Below are 24,232 nucleotides of genomic sequence, written 5' to 3' on the forward strand. Positions count from 1 at the left end.
GAAAATGCTATTAAGGAGATTGTTGCATCTCAACTGGGGTCTAACTGAGATTGATAGAATTAAAGTAGGAATTTTCACAATTTAGCTATCAAGAATCATGCCCTCGGAAATTGCTGTAGAAAAAACAAAGTTAAAAAATCCGCCTTTGGAGCTTCACTATTTAGGCGATCGCGTATTGCGTCAAGCTGCAAAGCGAGTTGCGAAAGTAGATGACGAAATTCGCCAACTGGTGCGCGAAATGCTGCAAACCATGTACAGCAAAGATGGCATTGGTTTAGCTGCACCCCAAGTGGGAATTCATAAACAACTAATTGTCATCGACCTAGAACCAGACAACGCAGTGAATCAGCCTTTGGTGCTGATTAACCCTACAATTAAACAGGTTAGCCGCGATATTAGCGTTGCTCAAGAAGGGTGTTTAAGCATTCCTAATGTTTACATGGATGTGAAGCGTCCTGAAGTTGTAGAAATTGCCTACAAAGATGAGTATGGCCGTCCCCGGACATTAAAAGCTAATGATCTGCTAGGCCGCTGTATTCAACATGAGATGGATCACCTTAATGGGGTGGTATTTGTAGATCGTGTAGAAAATTCCTTGACTTTGGCACAAGAGTTATCTAAGAATGGCTTCTCGTATCAAGCGGTGAAACCAGTAGCATAGGGTGGTCTAATAGTGTATTTAACTCCAAAAAGCGGATTATTTCTAGGTGGTTCGTGTGTAACAGCCATCGCAGCTGTAGGTTCAATTTTTGAACTCAGTTATGGGCAACCGGATTTGGGCTTCCAAGTAACTGCCATTATCTTGGGATTGAGCATTCCACTTACAGGATTATTTTTCTTTGCCGCAGTGAGGGACGCAAGGGCTAACATTAAATAAGCATCAGGTACATAAAAAAGGTAAAGGGATGAGTTAAAAATACAAAATTCATTCTTTTACCTTTTATTTTTCTATATAGCGTTTCCTAATCTGCTGAGGTATTAACTCATCTGTGTTTACACCGAAGTTCAGAGCGGCGGCTTCCGCAGCTCCGACTTTTCTCCATGTTCATCTGTGGTTAATTACTTCTTTGTGTACCTCACTGAAGTGAGAAATGCTATATATCCTCCACCGCACCTAAAGCTTTTAACGTCACCTTTTGAGCCGTAGTTAAACCGATAGAGCCTGTAATATCCATATCCTTGTATGGTTTAGGATTGCTGAAAATTTTCAAACACTCGCCAGTGTCGGCATTCCATATCCTTACAGTCTCGTCTTCACCACCACTAGCCAGGAATTGTCCATCGGGGCTGAAGACGACTGACCAAATCCTCTTGGTGTGCCCTTGGAGTGATTGCAGGCATTGGCCTGTAGTCACATCCCAGATTTTCACAGTATTATCATCACCAGCACTGGCCAAAATGTAACTAGGTTGCTCGCTCTCATTGGTGGTCGCATAACTGCGAGGACTAAAGGCGATCGCTCGTACCTTATCAGTGTGTGCCTTCAAAGGAGGTTGTAGAGGTTCTAAGTGTTGGTCGTTGTTAGCCTTCCATAATCTGACTGTACCATCTTCGCTAGCACTGGCTAAAATGTTACCTCTAGGACTAAAAGCTACTGACCTTACCCAATTAGTGTGTCCTTGCAAAGGTTTTAAGGATTCGCCAGTGCTAACCTTCCATAGTTTCACTGTATGGTCTTCACTAGCACCAGCTAAAATATCACCTTTGGGGCTAAAGGCGACAAACCATATTCGGTTAATGTCTTCTGACAAAGTTTTGAAACATTTGCCAGTGTTTACATCCCATAACTTTACTGTTTGATCATCACTGGCGCTGGCTAAAATTTGACCGTTAGGACTGAAGCCAATTGACCATACCCAATTAGTATGTCCCTTTAATGTGTGTAAACAAATACCAGTTTTTGCATTCCACAGTTTGATAGTTTGGTCATCACTAGCACTAGCGAGAATTTGACCATCGGGACTAAAGGCAACTGACCGTACCCCATTCGTATGACCCTGCAAAGTTTTTAGACATTTACCAGTGTTGATATCCCAAAGCCTAACTGTATAGTCATCATTGGCACTAGCTAGAATTGGATCGTTAGGACTAAAAGCTACACACCATACCCAATTGGTGTAACCTTTCAAAGTTTTCAAGCATCTACCAGTATCCGCATCCCATAGCTTTACTGTTTGGTCATCACTGGTACTGGCAATTGTGCGACCTTGGGGACTAAAAGCTACTGACCAGATTCTATCTGTGTGCCCCGGCAAAGTTTTCAAACATTTACCAGTATTGACATCCCACAATCTAACTGTTTGGTCGTCACTGCCACTAACTATAATGTCTCCTTGAGGACTATAGTCTACTGACCATACCCAATTAGTGTGACCTAACAAAGTTTTTAAGCACTCACCTGTGTCTACATCCCATAGCTTTACTGTTTGGTCATCACTGGCGCTGGCAATTGTATGACCTTGAGGACTAAAAGCGACTGACCAAATTCTATCTGTGTGTCCTAGTAAAGTTTTCAAACATTCACCGCTTTGGACATCCCAAATTTTCACGGTCTGGTCTTTACTGCCACTAATTAGGGTTGTACCATCGGGACTATAATCTACTGACCGTACCCCATTGATGTGACCAGACAAAGTTTTTAAGCATTCACCGCTTTGGACATTCCAGATTTTCACGGTCTGGTCTTCACTGGCACTAGCAATGGTATGGTCTTGAGGACTAAAAGCGACTGACCAGATTCTATCTGTATGCCCTAGTAAAGTTTTCAAACATTCACCGGTTTGAACATCCCAGATTTTTAGGGTCTGGTCTTCACTGGCACTGACTAACGTTGTACCACTAGCATTAAAAGCAATTGACCAAACTTTATTATTGTGTCCTTGATAAAGCAAAAGTTGTTGACCATTGATAACTCGCCACAGGCGAATCTCACCGTTTGCATCTCCTGTAGCTAAAAGTTGACCGTTTCGACTAAATGTTACTGACAAGACAGTGGCAAAGTTTTTCGCAAACACAGAGCGAGTTAAGTTGCTGTAAGCAAAACTAACCTGATGCAGATTTACATTCTGGAGGTAAGTTTGTCGAACAGTTAAATGGGAGAAGTCATAACCAGTTAAATCAGTTTGTAGTTGACACAGTAGATGGAGAACATTACTTCCGGCATAGCCTGGTTTAATTACAAATTTGTCTCGTAAGGGTTCCAGAATTTGAGTTAGCTTGTCTTCAATATTTGTCTTACTAAGAAAAAGACTGAGCAATCTTTCTAGAATTGGCTTAAGTATGAGCCGAATTTGAATATCTCTGACATAATCTTTGACAGTTGCCCCCATCAGACCATGACTCATGAATAGTGCAATTTTACCTGTAGTAATTTCTTGACAAACCTGCTCAATTATGGATTCTGTAATGTATTCCATAACCACAGGTTGCAGGGTAAACAGTGCTACACTTTTTTCAATTAGCGTAGGCAAAGCCTTGTCGATTAGACATCGCCTGCGTAGAGATTTTAGTGCTTCTAGTAATTCCCTTTTTGATAAAGGACGCACAATATCATCTAGCAATTCTTCCAGTGAAACTGGCTCACGTTTAATTGCCAACCAGTAAATGATTTCTTTTTCAAACTCTGAGGCGCGCTCAAACTGCTGGTCTAATAAATTACGGGTGTCGCCAAAAATTATCTCTCCTTCATCTAAAAAGGCAGCAATATCTCCACCAAATAATTCTCGGATTGTCTCAGAGACTAGCTTTAAGGCTAAAGGATTACCTGAATAATTATCAATTAGTTTTGCCCAGTTTTGCTGCGACCCAAATAAGCTTTTATCTTTAAGAATTTCTTGCCCTTCTGTTTCTCCCACACCAGCTACTGACATTGTTCTAACTGGTGATGCTTCGCCTTCTAAAGGCGCAAATTCGTTTGGCTTTTCGCGACTGGTAATCACTAAGCAACTTTGATGAGGTTCTTCCCCTACCCGTCTCAGTAGTTGACCATAACCTTCATATCCTTCTTTATAGTATCCAACACGGGCTTCTTGCAAAGAAGCTTGCAAAATAGTTTCTGCATTGTCCAACATTAGTAAACAACGGCGCTCTCGTAAATATTTAATCAGCAGCGTGACTCTGCCATTTACGGTTTCTGGTAAATTTGTTTCGCGCTCATCAGATAGAAATCGGATCAGATTTGCTAACATCTCTTGGATAGGTGGAGCATTACGGAGAGTTCGCCAAATAAAATATTCAAAATTCTCCTGAACTTCGTCTGCTAGCTTCACAGACAAAGTTGTTTTGCCAATTCCTCCCATACCCAGTAGTGCTACTAATCGACAGTTATCTTTGACAATCCATTGCTTGAGCTTAGACAGTTCTGCTTCCCGCCCGCAAAAGACACTAAGGATGCTAGGCGCTTCACCCCAGTCTTGACGCTTGGTTGCAATGGGTTTTATTGTTTGCGAAGATGCTTGATATGCATTTTCGATAACTTGCTGTAACTTAGTGAGCTTACCTGGCCCACCGCCACTCACTTGGAATTTTTTGTAAACCTCGCTCAATCTTTTGCGTACTGCCTCGGCACTAATACCTAATTCTATGGCGATCGCATTTGGCGATTTGTCCTGAACAGCATATAACAATACCTCTAGCTCACTGCTAGACAAGCAATGCTCTTGCGCTAAAGCCAAAAGAAAGTCTTCGGGAATCTCACTCATACTCACACCAAGACGAACTGAACTATACTCCCAATCTTAGCTCACTAGGTGAGAAATTAACCTAGATAGAGTGAAGTTCAACTAGTGCCTTGTGTTTCAAATACCTTTTTGAATAAGTCTTTTATCGTTTTTTAAATAATTTTTTCAGTTTTGCCTTGACTAAGTAACTTAGTTACTTTATAGTGAATTTAACACAGGTTAATTGAATAACTTAGTAAGTTTACGGTTTAATTACAGAAACTTAGTGAGTAAGAGGTAAAGGCAAAGGCTAAAACGGTTAATCCATCTTGAAAAAGTCAAGCATTAAAAATCTGTTGTCTGTAGAAATTGCATTTTAGGGGTTAATGCGCGTAATGCTTATTCTGCATCATCACGAGCATTGAGCGCCTAACTTCGATTGCAAAATTATCTTTGGAATTGATTTAAAGGTTTACTTTCACCATCTGCAAATATCAAGACTACTGTTGTTGGCATTCAAACTTTACTTAGGTTTGGTAGGAATGCTGCGTGCCTTGACTAGCTAAAAGCAACGCTGCAAGTATTGGCTCCTTTTTTAGGACAGTCGAGGTAGCGTTAGCTGCTGCTTAGATTCAACTCTCAAAACAGGACAAAAACAATGAAAACTAGTCTCAAAGATGACGATAATCTGCTATTCAAGTGGGCTTGTAAGGGACTCAAATATTTCTTGTTGATTCTGCTAGGCTTTGCTATTGCTTTTGTTTTGGCTCACGTTTTTGGCGCAGGCTCGATACTTGGGATGCTGTTATCTGCAAGTATATGGAGATGGGTTTTTCGGACAGCAGTTTTCCTATTTTGCTTGTTTGCGATCGCCATGATGATTGAGTCTTGGGGTTAGTCTTTCACCCACTGATCAGTAGCAAGATTGCAATTTTAGGTTCGTGGTCAATTTTAATCAATTGCCTTTGGCTAACTTGTACTTAGCTAGAGGCTTCCACTTGGAGATCATATCATGCCAAATAACAAAAGTAGCAATTCTGGAGGAGAAATCCTTTCGCCGATTTTAGTCATCTTAGTGGCTGGGTCAATCTCTTTAGCAATTGTGAACAAAGCTAATCACCCAGCATATTTTGACATAGTTAAAATAGCGATCGCCTACAGTTTTGGTTCAATGAAAAACAAAGGTGAAATTAAAAAGTTGGAGAAACAGGATGATTTAGATGACGACGAGTTGAAATAGCTATTATTTCACATCAGTCACCCGCCAGCTTAATTTCAAATTCACCCAGAAATTCCAAATAGTAGCAACTGCGATCGCAATTAAGTTAGCTATGTAGCGATTAGGAATCAGGAAATTGAATACCAAATTCAACACCAGCACATTCAACACAAGTCCAGCAAGACAAACGATGTTGAATTTTAAAAAGCGCTTTAGGCGATGACGCCATTCTTGCTGGTTTACACTCACATCAGCAAAAGTCCAAGCGTCATTCCATAAGAAATTATTGCAAATCGCAATTTCACCTGCAAGAATTTTGCTGCGCGTCAAAGGCCAAGCTAGGGTTGTCGGATCGCTAAGTAAGTAAAGTACTGTCATATCCACAAATACACCACTCAATCCCACCAAACCAAAGCGCAGGAATCTACCAATGGGAAAATCGACTTTTTGACTGATTTTTCCTAATCTTCCTGTGGAAATCCGCAACCGCAATAAATGGTGTATGTAATCCACATATTGCTTCCATGTCACTTTGCTTTCACCTTGTTTACGCTCACAGAACACATAACCAACTTCAGCAATTTCGCTTACCTTTCCGCGTCCAATTACTTCAAGGAGGATTTTGTATCCTACTGGATTAAGTGTTACACCTGCGATCGCACTCCGACGCACCATAAAATAACCACTCATGGGGTCAGAAACCCTGCCCAATACCCCTGGTAGAATAGTCAATCCCAACACTTGTGCGCCACGCGATAAAAAACGCCTAACAACACTCCAACTACTAACACCGCCTCCTTCTACATGACGACTGGCTACTGCTAAATCTGCTCCCTGTTCAATTGCGCTGAGCAGTTGCGTCAATATCTCTGGCGGATGCTGTAAATCCCCATCAATTACCCCTAGCACACGCCCTCTGGCTACCTGCCACCCACGAATCACTGCAGAAGATAGCCCTCGCTCTTGTTGTCGTCGCATCACCTGCAACTGCGGGTATACTTCCATCAGGGATTGTGCTACCTCCCAAGTGCGGTCTGGACTATCATCGTCTACTATAATCAGCTCGTAGTTTCCTGGGATAGCTTCATCTAACAACTGGCTCAATATTCTGACAACATTTTTAATATTATCTCGCTCTTTATAAGTGGGAATTACTAGAGAAAGATGTATAGATTTATTACCTATACTTGTACCACTAGGAGTCAGTTCAGAAATCTGCAAACAGCCAGATGGTACTGGTAACAATGAAGTAAGTTGGTTGTTACTCATAAAGCAGAATCCAGGTTGTAAAAGAGTAGTTTTTTGTCAATCAATATTGCTTTAATAGGTTTAGATTTTATACATTTTTTTACTCAAATTGAATACTTTGTTTTACTCCTAAGATCTTCTTTCAAACAAATAAACCCGATGTTGCTCATAAGTTAATTGGAAACCTGGATTATTTTTTAATTGATTGATAAAGCTATTTACAGAATCATTTGTTTTAAAATTGTTCATAAAACTAGAATGATTCAAATTGAGTAATACATACTCAAAACTATTTAAATTCTTAGCAAAAAAAGGATTACCATCCCAAGAACCATAATAATTAACCAAGGCACGGTGGGTTACATGAGGTGCAATTTCATGAGTTGTTAAAACGCTTCCCTGAGTTTGAATCTGTGTAATCGCAGCGTTTGTTGCTTGCCAATTTGACCAATCAAAAGGAGAGTTTTTAAAATCCATCCGGGACAACCTTGTTCCAAGACCTAATAACAAAATCATTAACATAAACAAGATTATTTTCCGTCCCTGTTTTAGCCATCCTTTATTATCAGCCAGGGTAGAAATTATCGATAGGAATATAAAGGGAATGATGAGTAAAGAATAGTGGTTATCTATCTGCCGCTGAGAAGAATAAATAGATAGGATATTTAATGCCAGTATTGGAAGTGCTCCAATTAACGGAGATAGATGCCGAGGTGATAATCCCCAGATTATTGGCAATACCAATAAACCTAAATATTTGAGTGTGTCCAGAGAGATAACTTTGCTCAAGATTATGTTAGGTCTGAGAAACAAATTCTGGACAAATTTTAGAGGAGTTTCACCTAAATATCTATAACGATTTAATCCGTTCAGATAACCTATAGTGACATCCCCTACTGCATTAGCACTAAAAAATGGGATGATTGCCTTAGTAGCAATTAAATACCAACTTACACCAGCAAATAATGCGATCGCACCACATAAACGCCTCTTCTCAAAGAAGAAAAGCCATATCCCCATTGCAAATACAGTCAGTGACAATACACTTTTGCAGCTTAAGGCAAGAGCAATAGCTAATCCAAACCATATTGTCTTACCCAAACGTGCAGCCCAAACTGCTCCCAAAAGTGCTGGAACTGCTAAAACTTCTGGATGAAAATCAAACAAATTGCTGGTCAGAACCACTGGATACATTAGATAGGCTACTGCTAAGCCTATTGCTTGTTCCTGGTTTAATCCAGCTTGACGAGCTAAACCCCAGATTGGCCAAGCTCCCAAGGCTAAAGCCAATGCTTGCACAGCTAACAACCAATGAACATCTGGGATAATTTTGTACAGCAAACTCAATGGATAGAGGATTAATGCTGCATGATCCCCCAAAATATGAACATTTAAGAAGGAGGAAACAGGTGTTTGTCCCTGACTAATTAAGTAAACCACTTGGTCAAAAATTCCTAAGTCCCAAGCGCCTGAACGAAAAAGTCCGTGTCTAAGACTACTGAAAGTGAATAATACCAGAGCGCCCACGCCAATTATCCAAACCACAGTCTTAGATTTTAGTTCTTGAGGGTTTAAGCTATGCATATTTTTGCACTATCTTTTGACTTACTTAAAGGTTTTTTACTAAGTTAGAGGTGATGCTTACCTTGTCTATACACATACTGTAATAATTGGACATCTCATTGAGGTTATTAAAACTCAGACCCGTTACTGTATTTATCGCAACTAGGTCACACAAGTCTGCAAATTTGTGTAACCAAATCAGGTTCTTCTTAACCCATAGAGACTACTGAAAATGAGTATGTCGGGTAAAAATGTTTATATGTAAATGTATGTAAATATCTTCTAATCCCTGACTACTACTAGTTAATTTTCAATAAAAATACTGTGATATATTACACAGTATATTAATATGACTGTAACATCCTCAAAATGCAACTACTATTGAAGTTCTTTATCAGAAAAATATAGTGAATTTTTTATAAGTCAGAAACATTTACAGTACAACTGTAGATTTTCATAGCTATTTCGTTTGTGTAAAATTTCAATAAAGCCTAGCATTTATAACTTATGTATTAATAAATTAAAAAATATATAAATTAAAACATAAATAAATCTAATACACCTAAGTTAGTGCAAATGATCAAGAGTGCTGTTAGCATAACCCGTGCTGAGTTTGGTTAATGCTTTTGACAAACCCTGACGCTCGCGTACTTATGAACACTGAGTAATGCACTCGTTTGGCTCTGTTTCTTCTGCTTTGCTCTGAATACAAGGGTTATAATGCTTACCAAGCTATAGAAACTATTTAGTTTAGTGCCTCAATTTGCCTAGATTTTTGATAGCGCTTCTAAAATATAAGAATGCTATCAACTACAACTCAACTATTACGACTGTCTCAAGGGCAGCTGAACTTGTTAGAAGCTTGTCCGCGTAAATTCCAACACACCTATTTAGAAAAACTCAGTTCTCCCTTAGATCCCGAACACGAGGAACGACAGACTTTGGGTAGTCGTTTTCACTTGCTGATGCAGCAGCGAGAAATGGGTTTGCCAATTGATAGTTTCCTGCAAGTAGATGCTCAACTACAAAAGTGGATGTCAGCTTTTGGCAATGCAGCACCGGAAGTTTTAACGCCTGCAACCAATAACCAAACTTTCCGTGAAAGTGAACACTATCGCACCTTGCAACTTCAAGACTATTTACTGACAGTTGTCTACGATTTATTAATTGCAGATAACCAGCAAGTACAAATTCTTGATTGGAAAACTTATCCTAAGCCACCAAATAAAAGCAAGTTAGCAAAGAACTGGCAAACACGTCTTTATATGTACGTGTTAGCGGAAACTAGCGAATACTTGCCGGAAAAAATTTCGATGACTTACTGGTTTGTTCAGTCTGAAGGCAAACCACAGAGTATTAAATTTAATTACAATGCTGTCGAGCATGAGCATACAGCCAGGAAACTTAATCAACTATTAAGCAAGTTAACAAATTGGCTGGAACTTTATCAAAATAACGAACAATTTCCACAAGTGGTGGAAACTAGTAAAGCCTGTAATTATTGCCAGTTTGTTACACGATGCGAACGTAAACAAGCTACCGAACAAGACATTTATGATGACAATCAACTAAGTGTAAACGGCACAAGCTTGTTACCAAATCTTGCTAACATTCAAGAAGTATCGCTTTAATGTGAGTACCCAAAGACTTGATGATAATGACTTGAAAATAGATTCTCATATTAAAAAATCACAACTTCTACAACTATGACAAACTATGATGGAAATGACATGGTTTATGTTCGTGAATTAGGAATTGATGACATTGCTCCCATTTACCACTTGGGAGAAGAATTATTTACTAGTGATTTATATCCTTATTTGTACCGTACCTGGGACGAATGGGAGGTAATTGGGCTTTACAACACAGATGCAGAATATTGCCTTGTTGCTGAAACAGATGGGGAACTAGCAGGATTCGTTTTAGGAACCATTATTACTAAAACATCCTGGACTTATGGATACATTTTATGGCTAGGAGTGAGTCCTAAGTTTCAGCGTCGGGGAGTAGCAGATAAGTTGGTTGATAAAGTCGTTGCCCGCATGATTGAAGATGGAGCAAGGTTTATGTTAGTGGATACTGACCCAACTAATACTTCAGCATTAAAGTTTTTTAATCGTAAAGGTTTTGGTAATGTTCGCCAGCATATTTTCTTATCAATGAATTTAAGTAAGCACGAATATTATGGCAGACTGATTGACTACGAACACCAAAAAGCTGAAAGAGCGGGTTATAAGCGATCGCGTCCAGCAATTCGCGCCCGTAAACCCGATAGTGCTGCTAATGAAATCGTTCTCAATCCCCTTGTTAAATCTCAAAGCAATGAAGAAGAATCTTCAATTTGAGCGTTGATAAATGTGCTCAATTAATGCTAGGTATATACCAAAATAACGCACAAAATAACTTAAATTTGATGACAATTTTAGCTCAGACATAGCATTATAAAGTTTTTGAACTTTAAAATATTTTAAATGCAGTGGATTCTATCAACAACTGAACAAGCGCCAGAGTGGTTCATCCAAGCAGTGAAACAACATACACCCGCATCAAATGGATTGTACGCGGCAAAATTGTTGTGGCAACGAGGAATTAAAAATGAGCAACAACTAGCAGCTTTTATCAATCATAAATCTTATCAACCAGCAAGTCCGTTTGAGTTTGGGCACGAAATGCATTTGGCGATCGCAAGATTAAAACAGGCTTGCAGTGCTAACGAAAAGATTGCTATTTGGGGAGATTTCGACGCTGATGGGATCACAGCCACAGCTGTATTATGGGATGGCTTGGGAGAGTTTTTTACCCAACATACTCAGTTAATTTACTACATTCCTAATCGCCTCACAGAATCTCACGGACTCAATAACCAAGGGATTGATAACTTAAAACAACAAGATTGTAAGTTAATTGTCACTTGCGACACAGGAAGCACAAATATTAATGAGATTATTTATGCTAAACAGCTAGGCATAGATGTAATAGTTACAGACCACCACACCTTACCCACAGAACGCCCATCAGTTTCAGCGATTATCAACCCTCGCTACTTGTCTAGTGAACATCAGCTGTTTCATCTTTCTGGGGTGGCGGTGGCTTATAAGTTGGTGGAAGCCCTGTATCAAAGTCTGCCTGATGTTCCCCAACATCCGTTAGAGGATTTATTAGATTTAGTGGCAGTAGGGCTAATTGCTGACTTAGTACAGTTAAGTGGAGATTGTCGTTATTTGGCACAGTTGGGAATTCAACGATTGCAAGCAGATTTTCAACAGCCAGCAACAACAAGACGACGACCGGGGGTAGGGCGATTATTAGAATTGTGCCAGAAAAGTGGCGATCGCCCTACAGATATTTCCTTCGGCTTAGGGCCGCGAATCAATGCCGTCAGCCGCATCCAAGGCGATGCTAGTTTCTGCGTCGAATTGCTGACTAGTCGAGATACCAAATGTTGTAACCAACTAGCTGAAGTTACAGAACTAGCCAACGCCCGTCGCAAGTCTTTACAGAAAGATGTGCAAAAGCAAGTAATACAAAAACTTACTCAATTAGATTTATCAACCACCAGCGTGATTGTGCTAGAAGATGCCCAATGGCCAGCAGGCGTGTTAGGTCTAGTCGCTGGACAAGTAGCACAAGAAACAGGTCGCCCCACAATTTTGTTGAGTACCGAAGGAATGGGGACTGAAGGAGATAAGGAGAATTCTCTTCCTCCTCTTGCAAGGGGTTCCGCCCGTTCAGTGAATTCTGTCGATTTATATCAATTGGTAAAAGACCAAGCACATTTGTTGCATCGCTTTGGTGGACATCCCTTTGCAGCAGGTTTGAGTTTGTTAGCAGAGAATATTCCTTTATTTACGGCAGCTATTAATCAGCAGTTGCGGCAATCTTTGGGTGGTAAAACCCTAACGCCAACAGTGCAAGCAGACTTGGTGGTAACAGTTGCAGATTTAGGAAAAGAGTTATTTTTGGAACTTAAATTGCTAGAACCTTGTGGTATGGGCAACCCTGTCCCGAAATTGCTAATTCAAAATTGCTGGTTTGAAAATACTTGGAATCGCAATCAGCAGGATTGGCAGGGGAAAAAGGTACAGTACATTAAAACTGAGTTTGAGATCCGCGATGACTCTGGCAGAAGTGCCTTTCCTGGCATCTGGTGGGGGCACTACAAAGATGAATTACCTCTAGGAAGGTGTGATTGCATAGCCGAACTGGACTATAACACCTTCAAAAAACGCTATGAAATCAGATTACTGGCCGTGCGTCCTGCTGCTAACACAGAACTTAGTACTCCTAATTCAACACTCATACTAGACTGGCGCAACTTTGCAACTGAAAAATACTCAGCACAGGCTACGCCCCCTGACGCTAACACAACTCAGTACTCAGCACTGACTGTCGATGAATGTCCCACTAGCTGGGATGATTTACGTGCGTGGTGGCGGCGATGTCTAGCTACAAGCCCTTCGGGTTCGCAGTCGCCTGCGGAGGGAAACCCTCCCGCAGCGCTGTCTCACCGCTCTGCGTCTACGCAATATAATCAACAACTAGCGATCGCCTGGTCTAAACCCAACCTGCAACCACCCAGCCAAATTTGGCTAACTCTTGTGGGAGTTGCTAAATATCTCAGTCGCACTAATCAACTAGTTACTCGTGTACAGCTTTTGGAGAAACTCGGCATAGGCAACCAAAGCTTACTTTTGGGATTCAAAGCTTTAAAATACTTGGGATTTACAGTTAAACGTCAAGACCGTTGTTTACAAATTAGCTGGTGTGAAATTAATATCACAGAAAACGCTGCCGATGTTGCCATTGCACAATTTTTAGCCGCTGTACGAGAAGAACAATTTCAGAAACAGTATTTTGCCGAAGTGCCTCTATCTACCATTATTGCGATGATAAATAGTCAGTAGTCAGTTTGTTCAGATTTTGCATAAGTTCCGATAACGGTCTCAGAATTCATGTTGAGGCTAATAGCTAAAGTCTTCTAAAGAAAACTGAGTAAAGGTTTTGGTTTATTGAAATGAAGATGTGAGAAATGATAAGGGTTACAAGCTAAAGGATTCTGAGTTTGGCGGAATTTCACTAAATCTAAGTCGAGGTAGTATCTTCCCAAAAGCAGGCTTAGCCTGCTTTTTTTAGACGCTTTGCATTTTATGCTATGTTTTTCTCAAAAAATGTGGCAACAGAAACAGGAGTTTGGCAGTCGTGAAAAAGTAAGCTTAAAAATCCTTATTACTGAACTAAAGAATTTAATATAAGTCACGCCATAATGATCTGAATTTGGGATCAATAATTTTCTTGTCCATCTACCTATACGTATGTCTAATCGTCCATTGAACGTTGCAAAACCAATATTATTTTGGCGACACCTGTGGGTTGTTGTTTTCAGTAGTAATTTGTTGATCCCCTACTTTGGGAGCCAACCAGCAGAGGCACAAGTCACCCAATATTGTCAGTTATCACCAGCTGCGGCACAAAAAAAAGAAAACTTACGTTTGTCAGCCATCAAAGGCAATCAAGATTCCCAGACTAGCTACCAAAAGCTAGTGCAAGAACAAGCACAGGAATTACAGGAGTGCCGCACTCGCACTTGGCCGCAAATCCAAGCAATCTGGTTACGTTTGTATCCTTGCGACATTCGTCCGGGAGCAATTGAGCAGATTATGGATCGGATTGTTAATCGCGGCTATAACCAAGTTTATTTAGAAGTATTTTACGATGGACAAGTATTATTACCAACGACTGCTAACCCTACAGTTTGGCCTTCTGTGATTCGCACAGCAGGATCAGAAAATATCGATTTGCTCTCTTTAGCTATTCAAAAAGGTCGGCAACGCGGTTTAAAGGTTTATGCTTGGATGTTTACCACAAATTTTGGCTATACCTACGCTCAGCGTCGAGATAGGGAAGCAGCGATCGCCCGCAATGGCAAGGGTCAAACGAGTTTATATGTAGTAGATGACAGCAGTCAGGTATTTATCGACCCCTACAACTTGCAAGCAAAGCGCGACTACTATCAAATAGTGCAAGAAGTGCTGCGCCGTCGCCCAGATGGATTGCTATTTGACTATGTACGTTATCCCCGACAGACAGGAAGTAATTCCATCGCTACCAAAGTCACAGATTTGTGGCTATTTAGTCCAGCAACTCAAGAAGCTTTATTTCGACGGGCACTGAATTACAAGGGGCTGGACATGATTCGCCGCTTTTTGAGTCGGGGATACATTACAGCAGGAGATATAGCTGAAGTCGATAAACTTTACCCCCAAGAACCAGAACCCATGTGGCAAGGACGCACTCCTCCACCAGGGCAAAAGTCAATCCTGCCTGCAACTGAGAGACAACCACTTTTGCAATGGGAGTTATGGCAACTTTCTGTTGCTCACGCCATGCAAGGCATTCTAGATTTTGTAACCATAGCTAGTTACCCAGCACAGCAACAAGGTATTCCCGCAGGAGTGGTGTTTTTTTCTGATGGCAACCAAACGCTAGGCCAAGGATATGATTCCCGTTTGCAACCTTGGGATAGATTCCCCAGCACATTAGAGTGGCATCCCATGTTGTACGCGACTTGCGGTAACGTCAGTTGTATTGTGGCGCAAGCACAGCGGGTTTTGAGTATGGCAAAACCAGGTACGCAGATAATTCCAGCTTTAGCTGGCAAATGGGGACAACCCATCAGTAATCGCCCACCGCTAGAAGCGCAAATGCAAGCACTTCGCAAATTTACCCCCCAATTGAAGGGAGTTAGCCATTTTGCCTATTCTTGGCAATACCCTGAACATGATGGCGATCGCAAATTCTGTCGCACTAAGTAGTTTACTTCGTTTCCATCCAATTATCACCCGCACGTACATCTACAACTAACGGCACACTTAATTGCACCGCATCTTGCATCACAGACTTAATTTGCGGTTGCAATTCTTCCCACTCTTGAGGAGGAACTTCAAACACTAATTCATCGTGAACTTGTAATAACAAACGCGCTTGATATTTTTGCAAAACTTCATGCAATCTTACCATCGCAATTTTGATAATATCAGCACTCGAACCTTGAATTGGTGCATTAGCAGCGGCGCGTAGCAAACCTGCATCATAAGCTCCTAAATTCTTCAATTTACTTAAGTCAATCTTTTCTGGACTCTTACCTTTTAATTGACGTAAAGTGTTGTTAGTAAACTCAACATAGCGACGACGACCGAGAATAGTTTCTACATAACCTTGAGCGATCGCTTGCTTTTTTACCCCTTCCAAATATGCAAAAACTTTGGGATAACGTTCGTTGAACCGCTTAATGAACTCATTGGCAATAGCTTTATCTATTCCTGTGGAACGTGAAAATCTAAGAGAACCCATTCCATAAATCACACCAAAGTTGATGGTTTTCGCTAACCTTCGTTCATCTGATGTTACGTCTTCTTTTTCAAATATCAAACGAGCCGTTACTGTGTGAATATCTTCATTTTGTTGATACGCTTGCACTAATATCGGCTCTTGACACAAATGAGCCAAAATCCGCAACTCAATTTGTGAGTAGTCAGCAGCCACCATTAACCAACCTGGTTCTGGCAAAAATGCCTTACGAATCTGGCGACTAAAAGCTGTGCGAATTGGGATATTTTGTAAATTTGGATTAGAAGAAGACAACCTACCAGTTGATGTTGCTGCTTGGTTAAAATCAGTATGCACCCGCTGGGTATCTGAACGTACTAATGCTGGCAGTGCATCAACATAAGTAGACTTTAATTTAGATAGGGTGCGGTACTCAATGATGGCATCAACAAACCCTGTTTCATCAACTTCTCCGAGTTTTTCTAGTGTCGCTGCATCTGTAGAGTAACCTGTTTGAATTTTGCGAGAATGCTTGGTACTTAATCCCAATTTTTCAAACAATATTTGACTTAACTGTTTAGGCGAACCTAAGTTAAATTTTTCTCCAGCTATTTCAGTTGCTTTCTGTTCCAATCTTGCTAAATCTATTTCTAAATTCTGCGAAAGTTCTTGAAGATAAGCTGAATTAATGCGGACACCTGTATATTCCATTTCCGCTAAAACTGCTTCTAGCGGTTGTTCAACTTCTATCAATAGCTGATACAAAGCTGGAATTTTTTCCAGTTCCTCTCGCAATTTTGGTACTAAACCAAATGTAGAATAAACATCCATCCCGCAGTAATCTGCTACAGCAGGAATATCTATATCAGCAATGGTTTTACCTTTAGGAACTAAATCTACATAACTTTTTCCAACCAACCCCAAATATCGCTGTGCCAAGCCGCTTAGATTATGGCTAGCGTCTGGATTTAAAAGGTAACTAGCTAGCATCGGGTCAAACACCACTCCTGCCAAGTTAATTCCTTGACAGCGAAAAACTAAGCGGTCAAATTTGGCATTTTGTAAGCTTTTGGGATAATCAGCACTTTCGAGAATTGGGCGTAGTACTTCTAGCGCCACCTCTTTTTTTAGATTATCCCCAGTTTTATGTCCAAGGGGAATATAAGCTAATTCATCTGGTTCTATTCCCCAGCAACAACCAATTCCTACTAACTCAGCGTCTCGTGGTTCTAAGTCGGTGGTTTCAGTATCCCAAGCAACTGGTGTTTCTGGGTTAGTGAATTTTTGCAAAAGTTTTACTAACTCAGTTAGTTTGGCTTTTGTGTCGATAATACGCGGCTGAATTGGCAACGCAGACTGTTGTTGTGCATCTTGTGTCTCAGCAAAACTGAAAAACGCAAGGTCTTCACCTTCAAATTCTGGTTCTGTATCTGCTTCGGCTGTTTCTATTGTTGGCATTGCTTCAACTTTGCCACCAAACCGTTGCTGAAGTTCGTTGATTTTGCTTAAAAAAGTTTTGAATTCTAATTTTTCTAAAATTGATGCTAGGACGCTTGTGTCAAACCCTTTTAATTTACAATCTTCTAAATCAATTTCTATAGGAACATCTATAACTATGGTTGCTAGATAACGAGATCTATCAGCGTCTTCTTTACCTAATGCCAGTTTTTTCTGAGTTGCTGCTTTGATTTCATCCAAAGCAGCATAAATATGGTCAAGGGAACCATAGGCGTCCAGCAATTGTACCGCTGTCTTTTCGCCAATTCCCTTGACCCCTGGAATATTATCTGATTTATCACCGCAAAGAGCTTTGAAATCGACAATTTGTGAAGGTAAAACGCCTAGTTTTTCTTTGACTTGTTCTATCCCAAATTCGGTGATGCTATTGGTGGAACGCTTGAGGGCATCTGGACTAAAATTTAGAACAGTGATTTCCTTATTAGGGTCAATCAGCTGAAATAAATCGCGATCGCCAGTGAGAATCTTTACTTTGTATCCAGCAGCAGTTGCTCGTTGTGCTAAGGTTCCCAAAACATCATCTGCCTCGTAACCAGGGGCAGTTAAAATTGGGAGATTAAAGCCATTGAGCAACTCGTGCAAGTTTGCTAAGTCGGGAACAAAGTCTTCTGGTGTACCTGGACGATCAGCTTTATAAGTATCGTCAGCTTCGTGGCGGAAGGTTGGCAAGCCCAAATCAAAAGCAATCGCCATTGCTTGTGGCTGTTGTGTTGCCATTACCTCCAACAGGCATTTCAGAAAACCAAAACATACACTAGTAGGAATGCCCGTTTTTGTACGTAGTCCTCCATCTCGCCCTTTAGCGAAAGCAAAATATGAACGGTAGGCGAGGGAGTGTCCATCTACGAGGATGAACGTGGGGCGTGTTACGGTTGCAGAATCGGAAGTCAACTGGTTAGAAAAAGTTTGGGACATAGCCCTATTTTAACCAGTGGCTTCCGCTGCATGAACAAATAGTGTTATTTAAGCTGACTTTTCTGCTTTGCTCTGGCGACGGCGACGCAATTTCAACATCCCAATTGCTCCTACACCCAACATCGCTGCTGCTGTAGATGGTTCTGGTACAGAAGAAGTTAGTATATTGTCTTTGCCAAAATCCACAACAAAAACTACGTCATTGAAGTCGCGATCTGTAGGACTGATATTACCGCCATCTGTGGAACCTAGTGAACCATACAAATCTTCAAACCCAATTAGAAGATAACCATTATATTCGTAAGCAACTAAGTGTTCTAATCCATCTGGATTCGCAGCATCAGGAGCACCGTAGACATTGTTAAAACTTCTGTTTTGATTAGCACCATCTGCGTTCAACCAAAAGTTGATTTGTGTACCACCAGCTATTGTCCCCAGATCAACATAATCACCAACATTCAAGATTCCATCGTTACTGGGTTTTTCGCACAGATTACCTGTTTTGCAAGAGGCGTCTTCAAAAATTAATCCTTTTTGGGATTGACTACCGTTGATTGCTTGGTAAGCTAACTGATTTTTATAGCTAGCACCTTCATTGAGAAACCAAAGGCGAACATTGCTCTCAGATTTCAAAAAAAGCTTAGTGGGGTCTAGTTTATTGAGATTTTGTAATGCTATTCCCTCTGGTTGCACCAATTGTTGGAAATTAGGAATCAAAGATTGGAAACCAGATGTATCAGTCGTTGCGCTTTGAACGCCGGAAGTTGTGGCATTCCAATTACCCCAGGTAAAGTCAGCCGCACTTGCAGGAGCTATGGCAGAAATTACACTAGTTAAAGTAGCTGCCGCCGCCGCAATGAGTCCAGTCAAGCCTTTATTATTCATGAAAATCCTTGTATTATTCACTTGAGTTATCGAATTGTTCACTTCATTTAACCCATAAATGGGCTTTCAAAAAGTACTCAATTCAGCCTTTAAGGCTTATTTGCATTGATTGAAGTGAGTTGGGTTGATTCTTTAATTGATAACTCTAAAAATCACTAAATGTCTATATTTGTTAACTGGTTTGGAACACTCTTTATATTGTTAAGACTTTGGCTTCTAAAAACCGAGATTATTTCCTATAATGTTCTTTTTTTATAGAATTCAAAAGGATAATTACTGAAAAACCTTAGTAAGATTACGGGGTTAATTATCTCCAAAAACAAATTATTAATTTATAACTACGTATTTATTCATAGTAAGACTTATTATTATCAACACCATTTATACAATGTTTTGCTATGACAGTCCTAAATCCTAATTACATGTGTATTCGATTTTTTTGGCATTACCGTAGAAGTTCAGTTGCATGTTCTAGTCAATCCATTTTTTTTCTTACCACTCCCCGCTGGCTACTAGAGCCTGTTAACCTCATACTGGGAGTTCAAACCTAGGGAATTATTATATGGAGAAAGCATCTACTACTCATTTGGCATCCACTGGTAATCAGATTATGGCTGCAAGAGATATCAAACTACTAGTTTTAGATATTGATGGCACAATCGCCGGAAAGTCTAACAATCTAAGCGAGGCTGTCAAGCAAGCAATTTTTGCAGTACAAGCACAAGGAATTCAAGTGGCGATCGCTACAGGTCGCATGTACTGCTCAGCCTTACGCTTTCACCAAGAAATTAACTCTGTTCTGCCATTATTAGCCTATCAGGGAGCCTGGATTCAAGATCCAGCCACTCAAAAGATTCATCGCCATTTGGTTGTTTCCAGGGAAATTGCCCACCAGCTAATCGATTATTTTGAACAGCCTCAGTTGCGATCGCTTTTGTCTGTTCACTTCTATATTAATGATCAGCTATACGTGCGGGAGTTAACAAGAGAAACCCAAATTTACGCAGAACGTTCCGGTATTAACCCAATTCCTGTAGGTGACTTGCGCCGAGTATTAACTAATGAACCGACAAAAGTTCTGGCTTTATGCGATGACACAAATGTAATCAATGAGCTATTGGGTAATTTACGCCGCCAATACACACCAGCTGAACTTTATCTAACAACATCTGTTGCTACCTTCTTTGAAGCGACTAATGCCTCTGTCAATAAAGGATATGCTGTGCGTTACCTAGCTGAAGAACTGTTGGGATTAGAGAAAGCCAACGTTATGACTATTGGTGATAACTTCAATGATTTGGAAATGCTAGAGTATGCTGGCTTTGGTATAGCTATGGGCAATGCACCAGCAAAAGTTCAAGCGATCGCTCAATGGGTAGCTCCTACTGTAGAGGAGGACGGAGCCGCAGTGGCAATTGAAAAGTTTTTGCTGTAGTAAGGGCAGTCTTTTTTACCTACCTTACTTAAAATCAGAAAGGACACCGACGACTGGCCGTGTTTCGTCTCGGTGCCCCTGCTGGTTCGCTCCTCACACACCTGCTAATATAGCCGAGGTGATTTATTGAGTCAATAGCTGTTATAAAAGTTTTTATTTTTACCTCAGAGACATTTAATAATTCATAACTCCAAGGGTGCAAAAACCCCCAGTTTTTCTTCTAGCAAAAACCTTAATACAGACTGAGTGGCCATAAGCAATCCGAGTCTGGCTTGAGCTAGCTCTAATGAGGTAATTTTCACCTCACCCCAAATGCGGCAATTACACCAAAAGTTTTCAAACGCTCGACTCAAATTTAGCGCTGCTTTTTGCCATTTTAAATAACTGCTAATATCAGGACACTTTATGCTGTCTACTACTTGTACTAACTCGGCAATTAGACGACGCTCATCTGGGTGATGTAGGCGCAGTTTTCCGTCGCAGTTAAGCCAAGGAATGGGGTTGGAAGAAATAAAACTCCAAAAAGCTGGACTAGTATCTGGAACTGGTTCATTAAGTTTAATTAACCCTTCTTGGTGAGCTAGCAGTACTAGAGAGCAACAGCGTGCATGAACATATTGAACAGCAAATAAAGAATTGGTGAAATTAGAGCCCTCTTTTGGAATTAAGTATTTCTCTTCATGTACGACTCTCTCCATCTCCGACTCTCTCCATCTCCCACTTTTCTCATCTCTTCCTGAATACCCAACGACGAGACTTTGCAACCAAACAGCTAAGCTAGGGTGAGTCAATTCTAAATGTATCCAGCCGGGGGGAACTATTTGAATGCTAAAAACGTCATCACAGGTCGCTGATAAATGAGAGGCGATTGCATGGGCAAGCTCCATAGATTTTTGATTCTGAGATTTTGATAATCGCAGAGCCATACCTGAGATATACAAAACTCGCTTATCATCTCTATCTTTATATAGAAGACTTTTTTTATGTTCTATGTAATTAACTTTATAATTTTTAGTACAAATACTTAGTGTATTCACTAAGTAACCATACAACAACCACTTAATTGCTGTGTATTTGCTAACTAGTAGTCTATGATGCACGTAGTCCTGGGTAAATAACTCCTTACATTGTATTTGTTGGTTTTCTGACATCTATCTTGAGATATAAGTTTAATCTAGATGAAGAAAAATGAGAGTACGATAAAATTTGATGAATAATCGATGAATAGTAAGTAAACTTTACTACCATCATTGTACAGTAAGAAGTATAACAAAAGAGTGGAGCGCAATTAATTTGCTTTCTACTCTTTGTATGGCTGGCGCTGTTAGGCGTTAAGCCAACCTCGCCAACACAAAGACACTCCTTGCACCTTTTTATGACGTCTTTGTCTTCAGCCGAACGCTCTTTGTTACCTATGCAATCTCCATCCTCCTTTTCAGAGGCTTCACGGCCTTTTCTAACTTGGCAACGAATTCTTGATTGGGCTCAAGAACACTATCGCTGCCGCACCTTTAGCAAAGATGAGCGCATTCCAGCTCGACCTGGATTGCTATATTTGGTGCAAAGGGGTGCTATCCGTATGGTAGGAACCGCCCAGGTTAGTGCTACTGCCAGTCAGCTAACGTCTCGACGAATCAATAGAACTCCAGAAGAAGCTTTCTTGGGTTTTGTGGGAGCGGGACAGCCGTTTGAAATTGTTGCCCAGTCACCATTCACACTCCAGGCTTACGCGCATGTTGATCAAACTGCGGTGCTGTGGATGTACTGGCACGACTTAGACAATTGGCCTCACTTCCGCCGCGAAGTTATGGATGCCTTTAGATATCAGCACCAGCGCAAGCTGCTGTGGCTGAGTGCCTTGGGGCAACGACGCACAATTGACCGACTCTTAGGATTTCTCACATTGTTGATTGAGGAATATGGAGAGCCGGCAATGAGCGACACTGATCCTGATGTGATTCGTGGCTATTGTCTGCCTTTTCCCCTCACTCATGCCCAAATTGGTAGCGCGATTGGTTCGACTCGTGTTACCGTCACCCGTTTGATGGGTAAATTGCGTCAACGCGGCTTAATCCTTACCCAAGGAGATAATCTTATTTGCTTGCCAGCAGAGTCGATTAATAGAGCCAGCTAGAGCACCAATAGCAGGTGTCAGCGAATTTTGACAAACCCTGTTTGGGTAATCAGTTCCTGTCCCTGCTCAGTTAGCAGTAAGTTGGCATAGGCAACACCTGCTTGCTGCTCATCTTGATCATTCTGTTTGACCACCACGAACAGATTGCGGGTAATCGGGTATTTTCTTAATTGGAAAGCCTCAATGTTCAATTTGTTCCGTTTACCAGGACATTCAGAAGGGAGGACAAATGGTTCTTGGTAGGGAGCAATTATTGCCCTTGCGTCCGCCCCAAAGGCAAGGGCTTTATTGAACACTGAGGAACTACCTGTGGCGCAGAAGCGTAGTAAATGCCACTAGGACTACTAGCTAATTTTTGCAAAGCTTGGGTGGTAGTTGAGATAAACTCCACATTAGAGCCAAAAGCTTGACCACTCAAGATGTCTTGGACAAAAAGTTCGGCCGGCCGTATCGCCATCAGCGACGCGGTCAGAATAAAGTTTGATCAGCATATTGGGGCCCCCACCTGGCTCCAATTGTTAACAGTTCTCGTACAAATTGACTTTTACTGGTCTATTGTCAGTCCAGGAACATCGAGGCTAGAGTTAACAGCTACCGCTAAACCGTAAATTGCCAGGAGAATTTGTTTTAGTTTAAATTCTCTTTGCTTGGCACGCGAGGTAACTTATCGTCTGATACTGGTATGCAGGGCTCGGAAAAGGTAATTTGACCGTCGATTAGGAATTTTATACCTATATCAGCTTGATCGCCGCTGATAGATTCCACATAAAGCAGCTTAATATAAATGCTTGATAAGTTTTTGCTACTTGCAATTGTATTTAGACAGGTTTTTTTATTTATTAGAGAATTTTGAAAAATCCTGCTTTAGAAATTAATTTTTGACTTTGAACAGTCAACAGCAATTTAGCGTATATTTCTCATACTTGCTTACTATTTTATTGATATTGCTTAATTAAGAAAATTACCGCCTAGTATTAGATATTTTAACTGCTTATTGCACTAAGCTTGAAAAAGCTGGTTGAGATTGTATTGAACGTGGTTGCTGCTGTTGCTGTGCCGTTGTTGTAGCGGTAATACTGTTGGAAGTATCAATGGGTAAGAGAGAGCTTCAAGAACCTCATAAGCCGACTGAAACTGTTGATTAGCAACAGGTAGAAGCAGCTTATCTAAAATATCAGCCAAGTGAGGTTTGATAGTCCCTTGCATTCGCCATTGCCATTGATTGCTGTGAGCATCAGATAGCTTAGTTGGTTCCTGACTTATTAATAAAATAAGAGTAGTGACAGTCAAAGCATATAAATATTACTGCAAAGAGAGAAAACAAATCAGTA

At 40.7% G+C, this 24,232-nt stretch carries 17 protein-coding genes and 1 pseudogene; 10 read left to right on the plus strand and 8 right to left on the minus strand.

Translation table 11 applies throughout. The features are described from left to right. Window positions 1-97 precede the first annotated feature (97 nt). Window positions 98-661: a peptide deformylase gene (gene def / locus FNW02_RS13585; protein WP_191758074.1), complete on the plus strand. Its 564-nt coding sequence runs from the start codon at window positions 98-100 to the stop codon at window positions 659-661. A 12-nt stretch (window positions 662-673) separates the two neighbouring features. Further along, on the plus strand, window positions 674-877 hold the full coding sequence (locus tag FNW02_RS13590) for a hypothetical protein (protein WP_191758075.1): 204 nt from the start codon (window positions 674-676) through the stop codon (window positions 875-877). Window positions 878-1,094: 217 nt separating this feature from the next. Here the strand turns inward: FNW02_RS13590 and FNW02_RS13595 are convergent, their stop codons facing one another. Next, window positions 1,095-4,700, minus strand: coding sequence for a WD40 domain-containing protein (locus FNW02_RS13595; RefSeq protein WP_191758076.1), 3,606 nt, complete (start codon window positions 4,698-4,700; stop codon window positions 1,095-1,097). A 616-nt stretch (window positions 4,701-5,316) separates the two neighbouring features. Between FNW02_RS13595 and FNW02_RS13600 the strand changes: the two genes are divergently transcribed. Together FNW02_RS13600 and FNW02_RS13605 are read left to right on the plus strand one after the other, a co-directional pair. Next, a complete protein-coding gene (locus FNW02_RS13600; protein ID WP_191758077.1) occupies window positions 5,317-5,556 on the plus strand; it encodes a hypothetical protein in 240 nt (79 codons plus the stop codon). A 114-nt stretch (window positions 5,557-5,670) separates the two neighbouring features. After that, a complete protein-coding gene (locus FNW02_RS13605) occupies window positions 5,671-5,898 on the plus strand; it encodes a hypothetical protein (protein WP_191758078.1) in 228 nt (75 codons plus the stop codon). A 3-nt stretch (window positions 5,899-5,901) separates the two neighbouring features. Here the strand turns inward: FNW02_RS13605 and FNW02_RS13610 are convergent, their stop codons facing one another. Together FNW02_RS13610 and FNW02_RS13615 are read right to left on the minus strand one after the other, a co-directional pair. Continuing rightward, window positions 5,902-7,146 carry a glycosyltransferase gene (locus tag FNW02_RS13610; RefSeq protein ID WP_191758079.1) on the minus strand — a complete coding sequence of 415 codons (1,245 nt, stop codon included), beginning with the start codon at window positions 7,144-7,146 and terminating at the stop codon, window positions 5,902-5,904. A gap of 108 nt (window positions 7,147-7,254) precedes the next feature. Continuing rightward, window positions 7,255-8,709 (minus strand): DUF2079 domain-containing protein, encoded by a 1,455-nt coding sequence (locus FNW02_RS13615; RefSeq protein WP_191758080.1) that lies wholly within the window; start codon window positions 8,707-8,709, stop codon window positions 7,255-7,257. A gap of 779 nt (window positions 8,710-9,488) precedes the next feature. Here FNW02_RS13615 and FNW02_RS13620 point away from each other — a divergent pair. From FNW02_RS13620 to FNW02_RS13635, 4 genes are all read left to right on the plus strand, one after another. Continuing rightward, entirely contained in the window at window positions 9,489-10,319 is an 831-nt protein-coding gene (locus FNW02_RS13620) for a PD-(D/E)XK nuclease family protein (protein WP_191758081.1), read from the plus strand. A gap of 75 nt (window positions 10,320-10,394) precedes the next feature. Next, window positions 10,395-11,033 carry a GNAT family N-acetyltransferase gene (locus FNW02_RS13625; RefSeq protein WP_191758082.1) on the plus strand — a complete coding sequence of 213 codons (639 nt, stop codon included), beginning with the start codon at window positions 10,395-10,397 and terminating at the stop codon, window positions 11,031-11,033. A gap of 126 nt (window positions 11,034-11,159) precedes the next feature. Next, on the plus strand, window positions 11,160-13,592 hold the full coding sequence (gene recJ / locus FNW02_RS13630) for a single-stranded-DNA-specific exonuclease RecJ (RefSeq protein WP_191758083.1): 2,433 nt from the start codon (window positions 11,160-11,162) through the stop codon (window positions 13,590-13,592). Window positions 13,593-14,000: 408 nt separating this feature from the next. Continuing rightward, window positions 14,001-15,500, plus strand: coding sequence for a family 10 glycosylhydrolase (locus tag FNW02_RS13635; protein WP_191758084.1), 1,500 nt, complete (start codon window positions 14,001-14,003; stop codon window positions 15,498-15,500). Window position 15,501: 1 nt separating this feature from the next. On the opposite strand, the gene polA is transcribed toward FNW02_RS13635, so the two are convergent. Next, complete coding sequence (polA, locus tag FNW02_RS13640; RefSeq protein ID WP_191758085.1) at window positions 15,502-18,447, minus strand: DNA polymerase I; 2,946 nt, start codon at window positions 18,445-18,447, stop codon at window positions 15,502-15,504. Between the two features lie 48 nt (window positions 18,448-18,495). Next, the gene (locus FNW02_RS13645; protein WP_191758086.1) at window positions 18,496-19,332 is read right to left on the minus strand and encodes a DUF4114 domain-containing protein; all 837 of its coding nucleotides are present in this window, start codon (window positions 19,330-19,332) and stop codon (window positions 18,496-18,498) included. A 562-nt stretch (window positions 19,333-19,894) separates the two neighbouring features. On the opposite strand from FNW02_RS13645, the gene FNW02_RS13650 reads away from it, so the two are divergent. Further along, a complete protein-coding gene (locus tag FNW02_RS13650; protein ID WP_191758087.1) occupies window positions 19,895-20,767 on the plus strand; it encodes a Cof-type HAD-IIB family hydrolase in 873 nt (290 codons plus the stop codon). Between the two features lie 182 nt (window positions 20,768-20,949). Here FNW02_RS13650 and FNW02_RS13655 read toward each other — a convergent pair whose 3' ends face one another. Continuing rightward, window positions 20,950-21,654 (minus strand): DALR anticodon-binding domain-containing protein, encoded by a 705-nt coding sequence (locus tag FNW02_RS13655; RefSeq protein ID WP_348535394.1) that lies wholly within the window; start codon window positions 21,652-21,654, stop codon window positions 20,950-20,952. A gap of 488 nt (window positions 21,655-22,142) precedes the next feature. Between FNW02_RS13655 and FNW02_RS39555 the strand changes: the two genes are divergently transcribed. Beyond that, the gene (locus FNW02_RS39555) at window positions 22,143-22,901 is read left to right on the plus strand and encodes a Crp/Fnr family transcriptional regulator (RefSeq protein ID WP_162396694.1); all 759 of its coding nucleotides are present in this window, start codon (window positions 22,143-22,145) and stop codon (window positions 22,899-22,901) included. A gap of 17 nt (window positions 22,902-22,918) precedes the next feature. On the opposite strand, the pseudogene FNW02_RS39910 reads toward FNW02_RS39555, so the two are convergent. Together FNW02_RS39910 and FNW02_RS13670 are read right to left on the minus strand one after the other, a co-directional pair. After that, window positions 22,919-23,678, minus strand: a pseudogene (locus FNW02_RS39910) (PstS family phosphate ABC transporter substrate-binding protein); the annotation flags it as partial. A gap of 222 nt (window positions 23,679-23,900) precedes the next feature. After that, window positions 23,901-24,191, minus strand: coding sequence for a hypothetical protein (locus FNW02_RS13670; RefSeq protein WP_191758089.1), 291 nt, complete (start codon window positions 24,189-24,191; stop codon window positions 23,901-23,903). Window positions 24,192-24,232: the final 41 nt, after the last annotated feature.

Origin of the sequence: Komarekiella delphini-convector SJRDD-AB1, from assembly GCF_014831675.1 — a bacterium.
GTDB lineage: Bacteria > Cyanobacteriota > Cyanobacteriia > Cyanobacteriales > Nostocaceae > Komarekiella.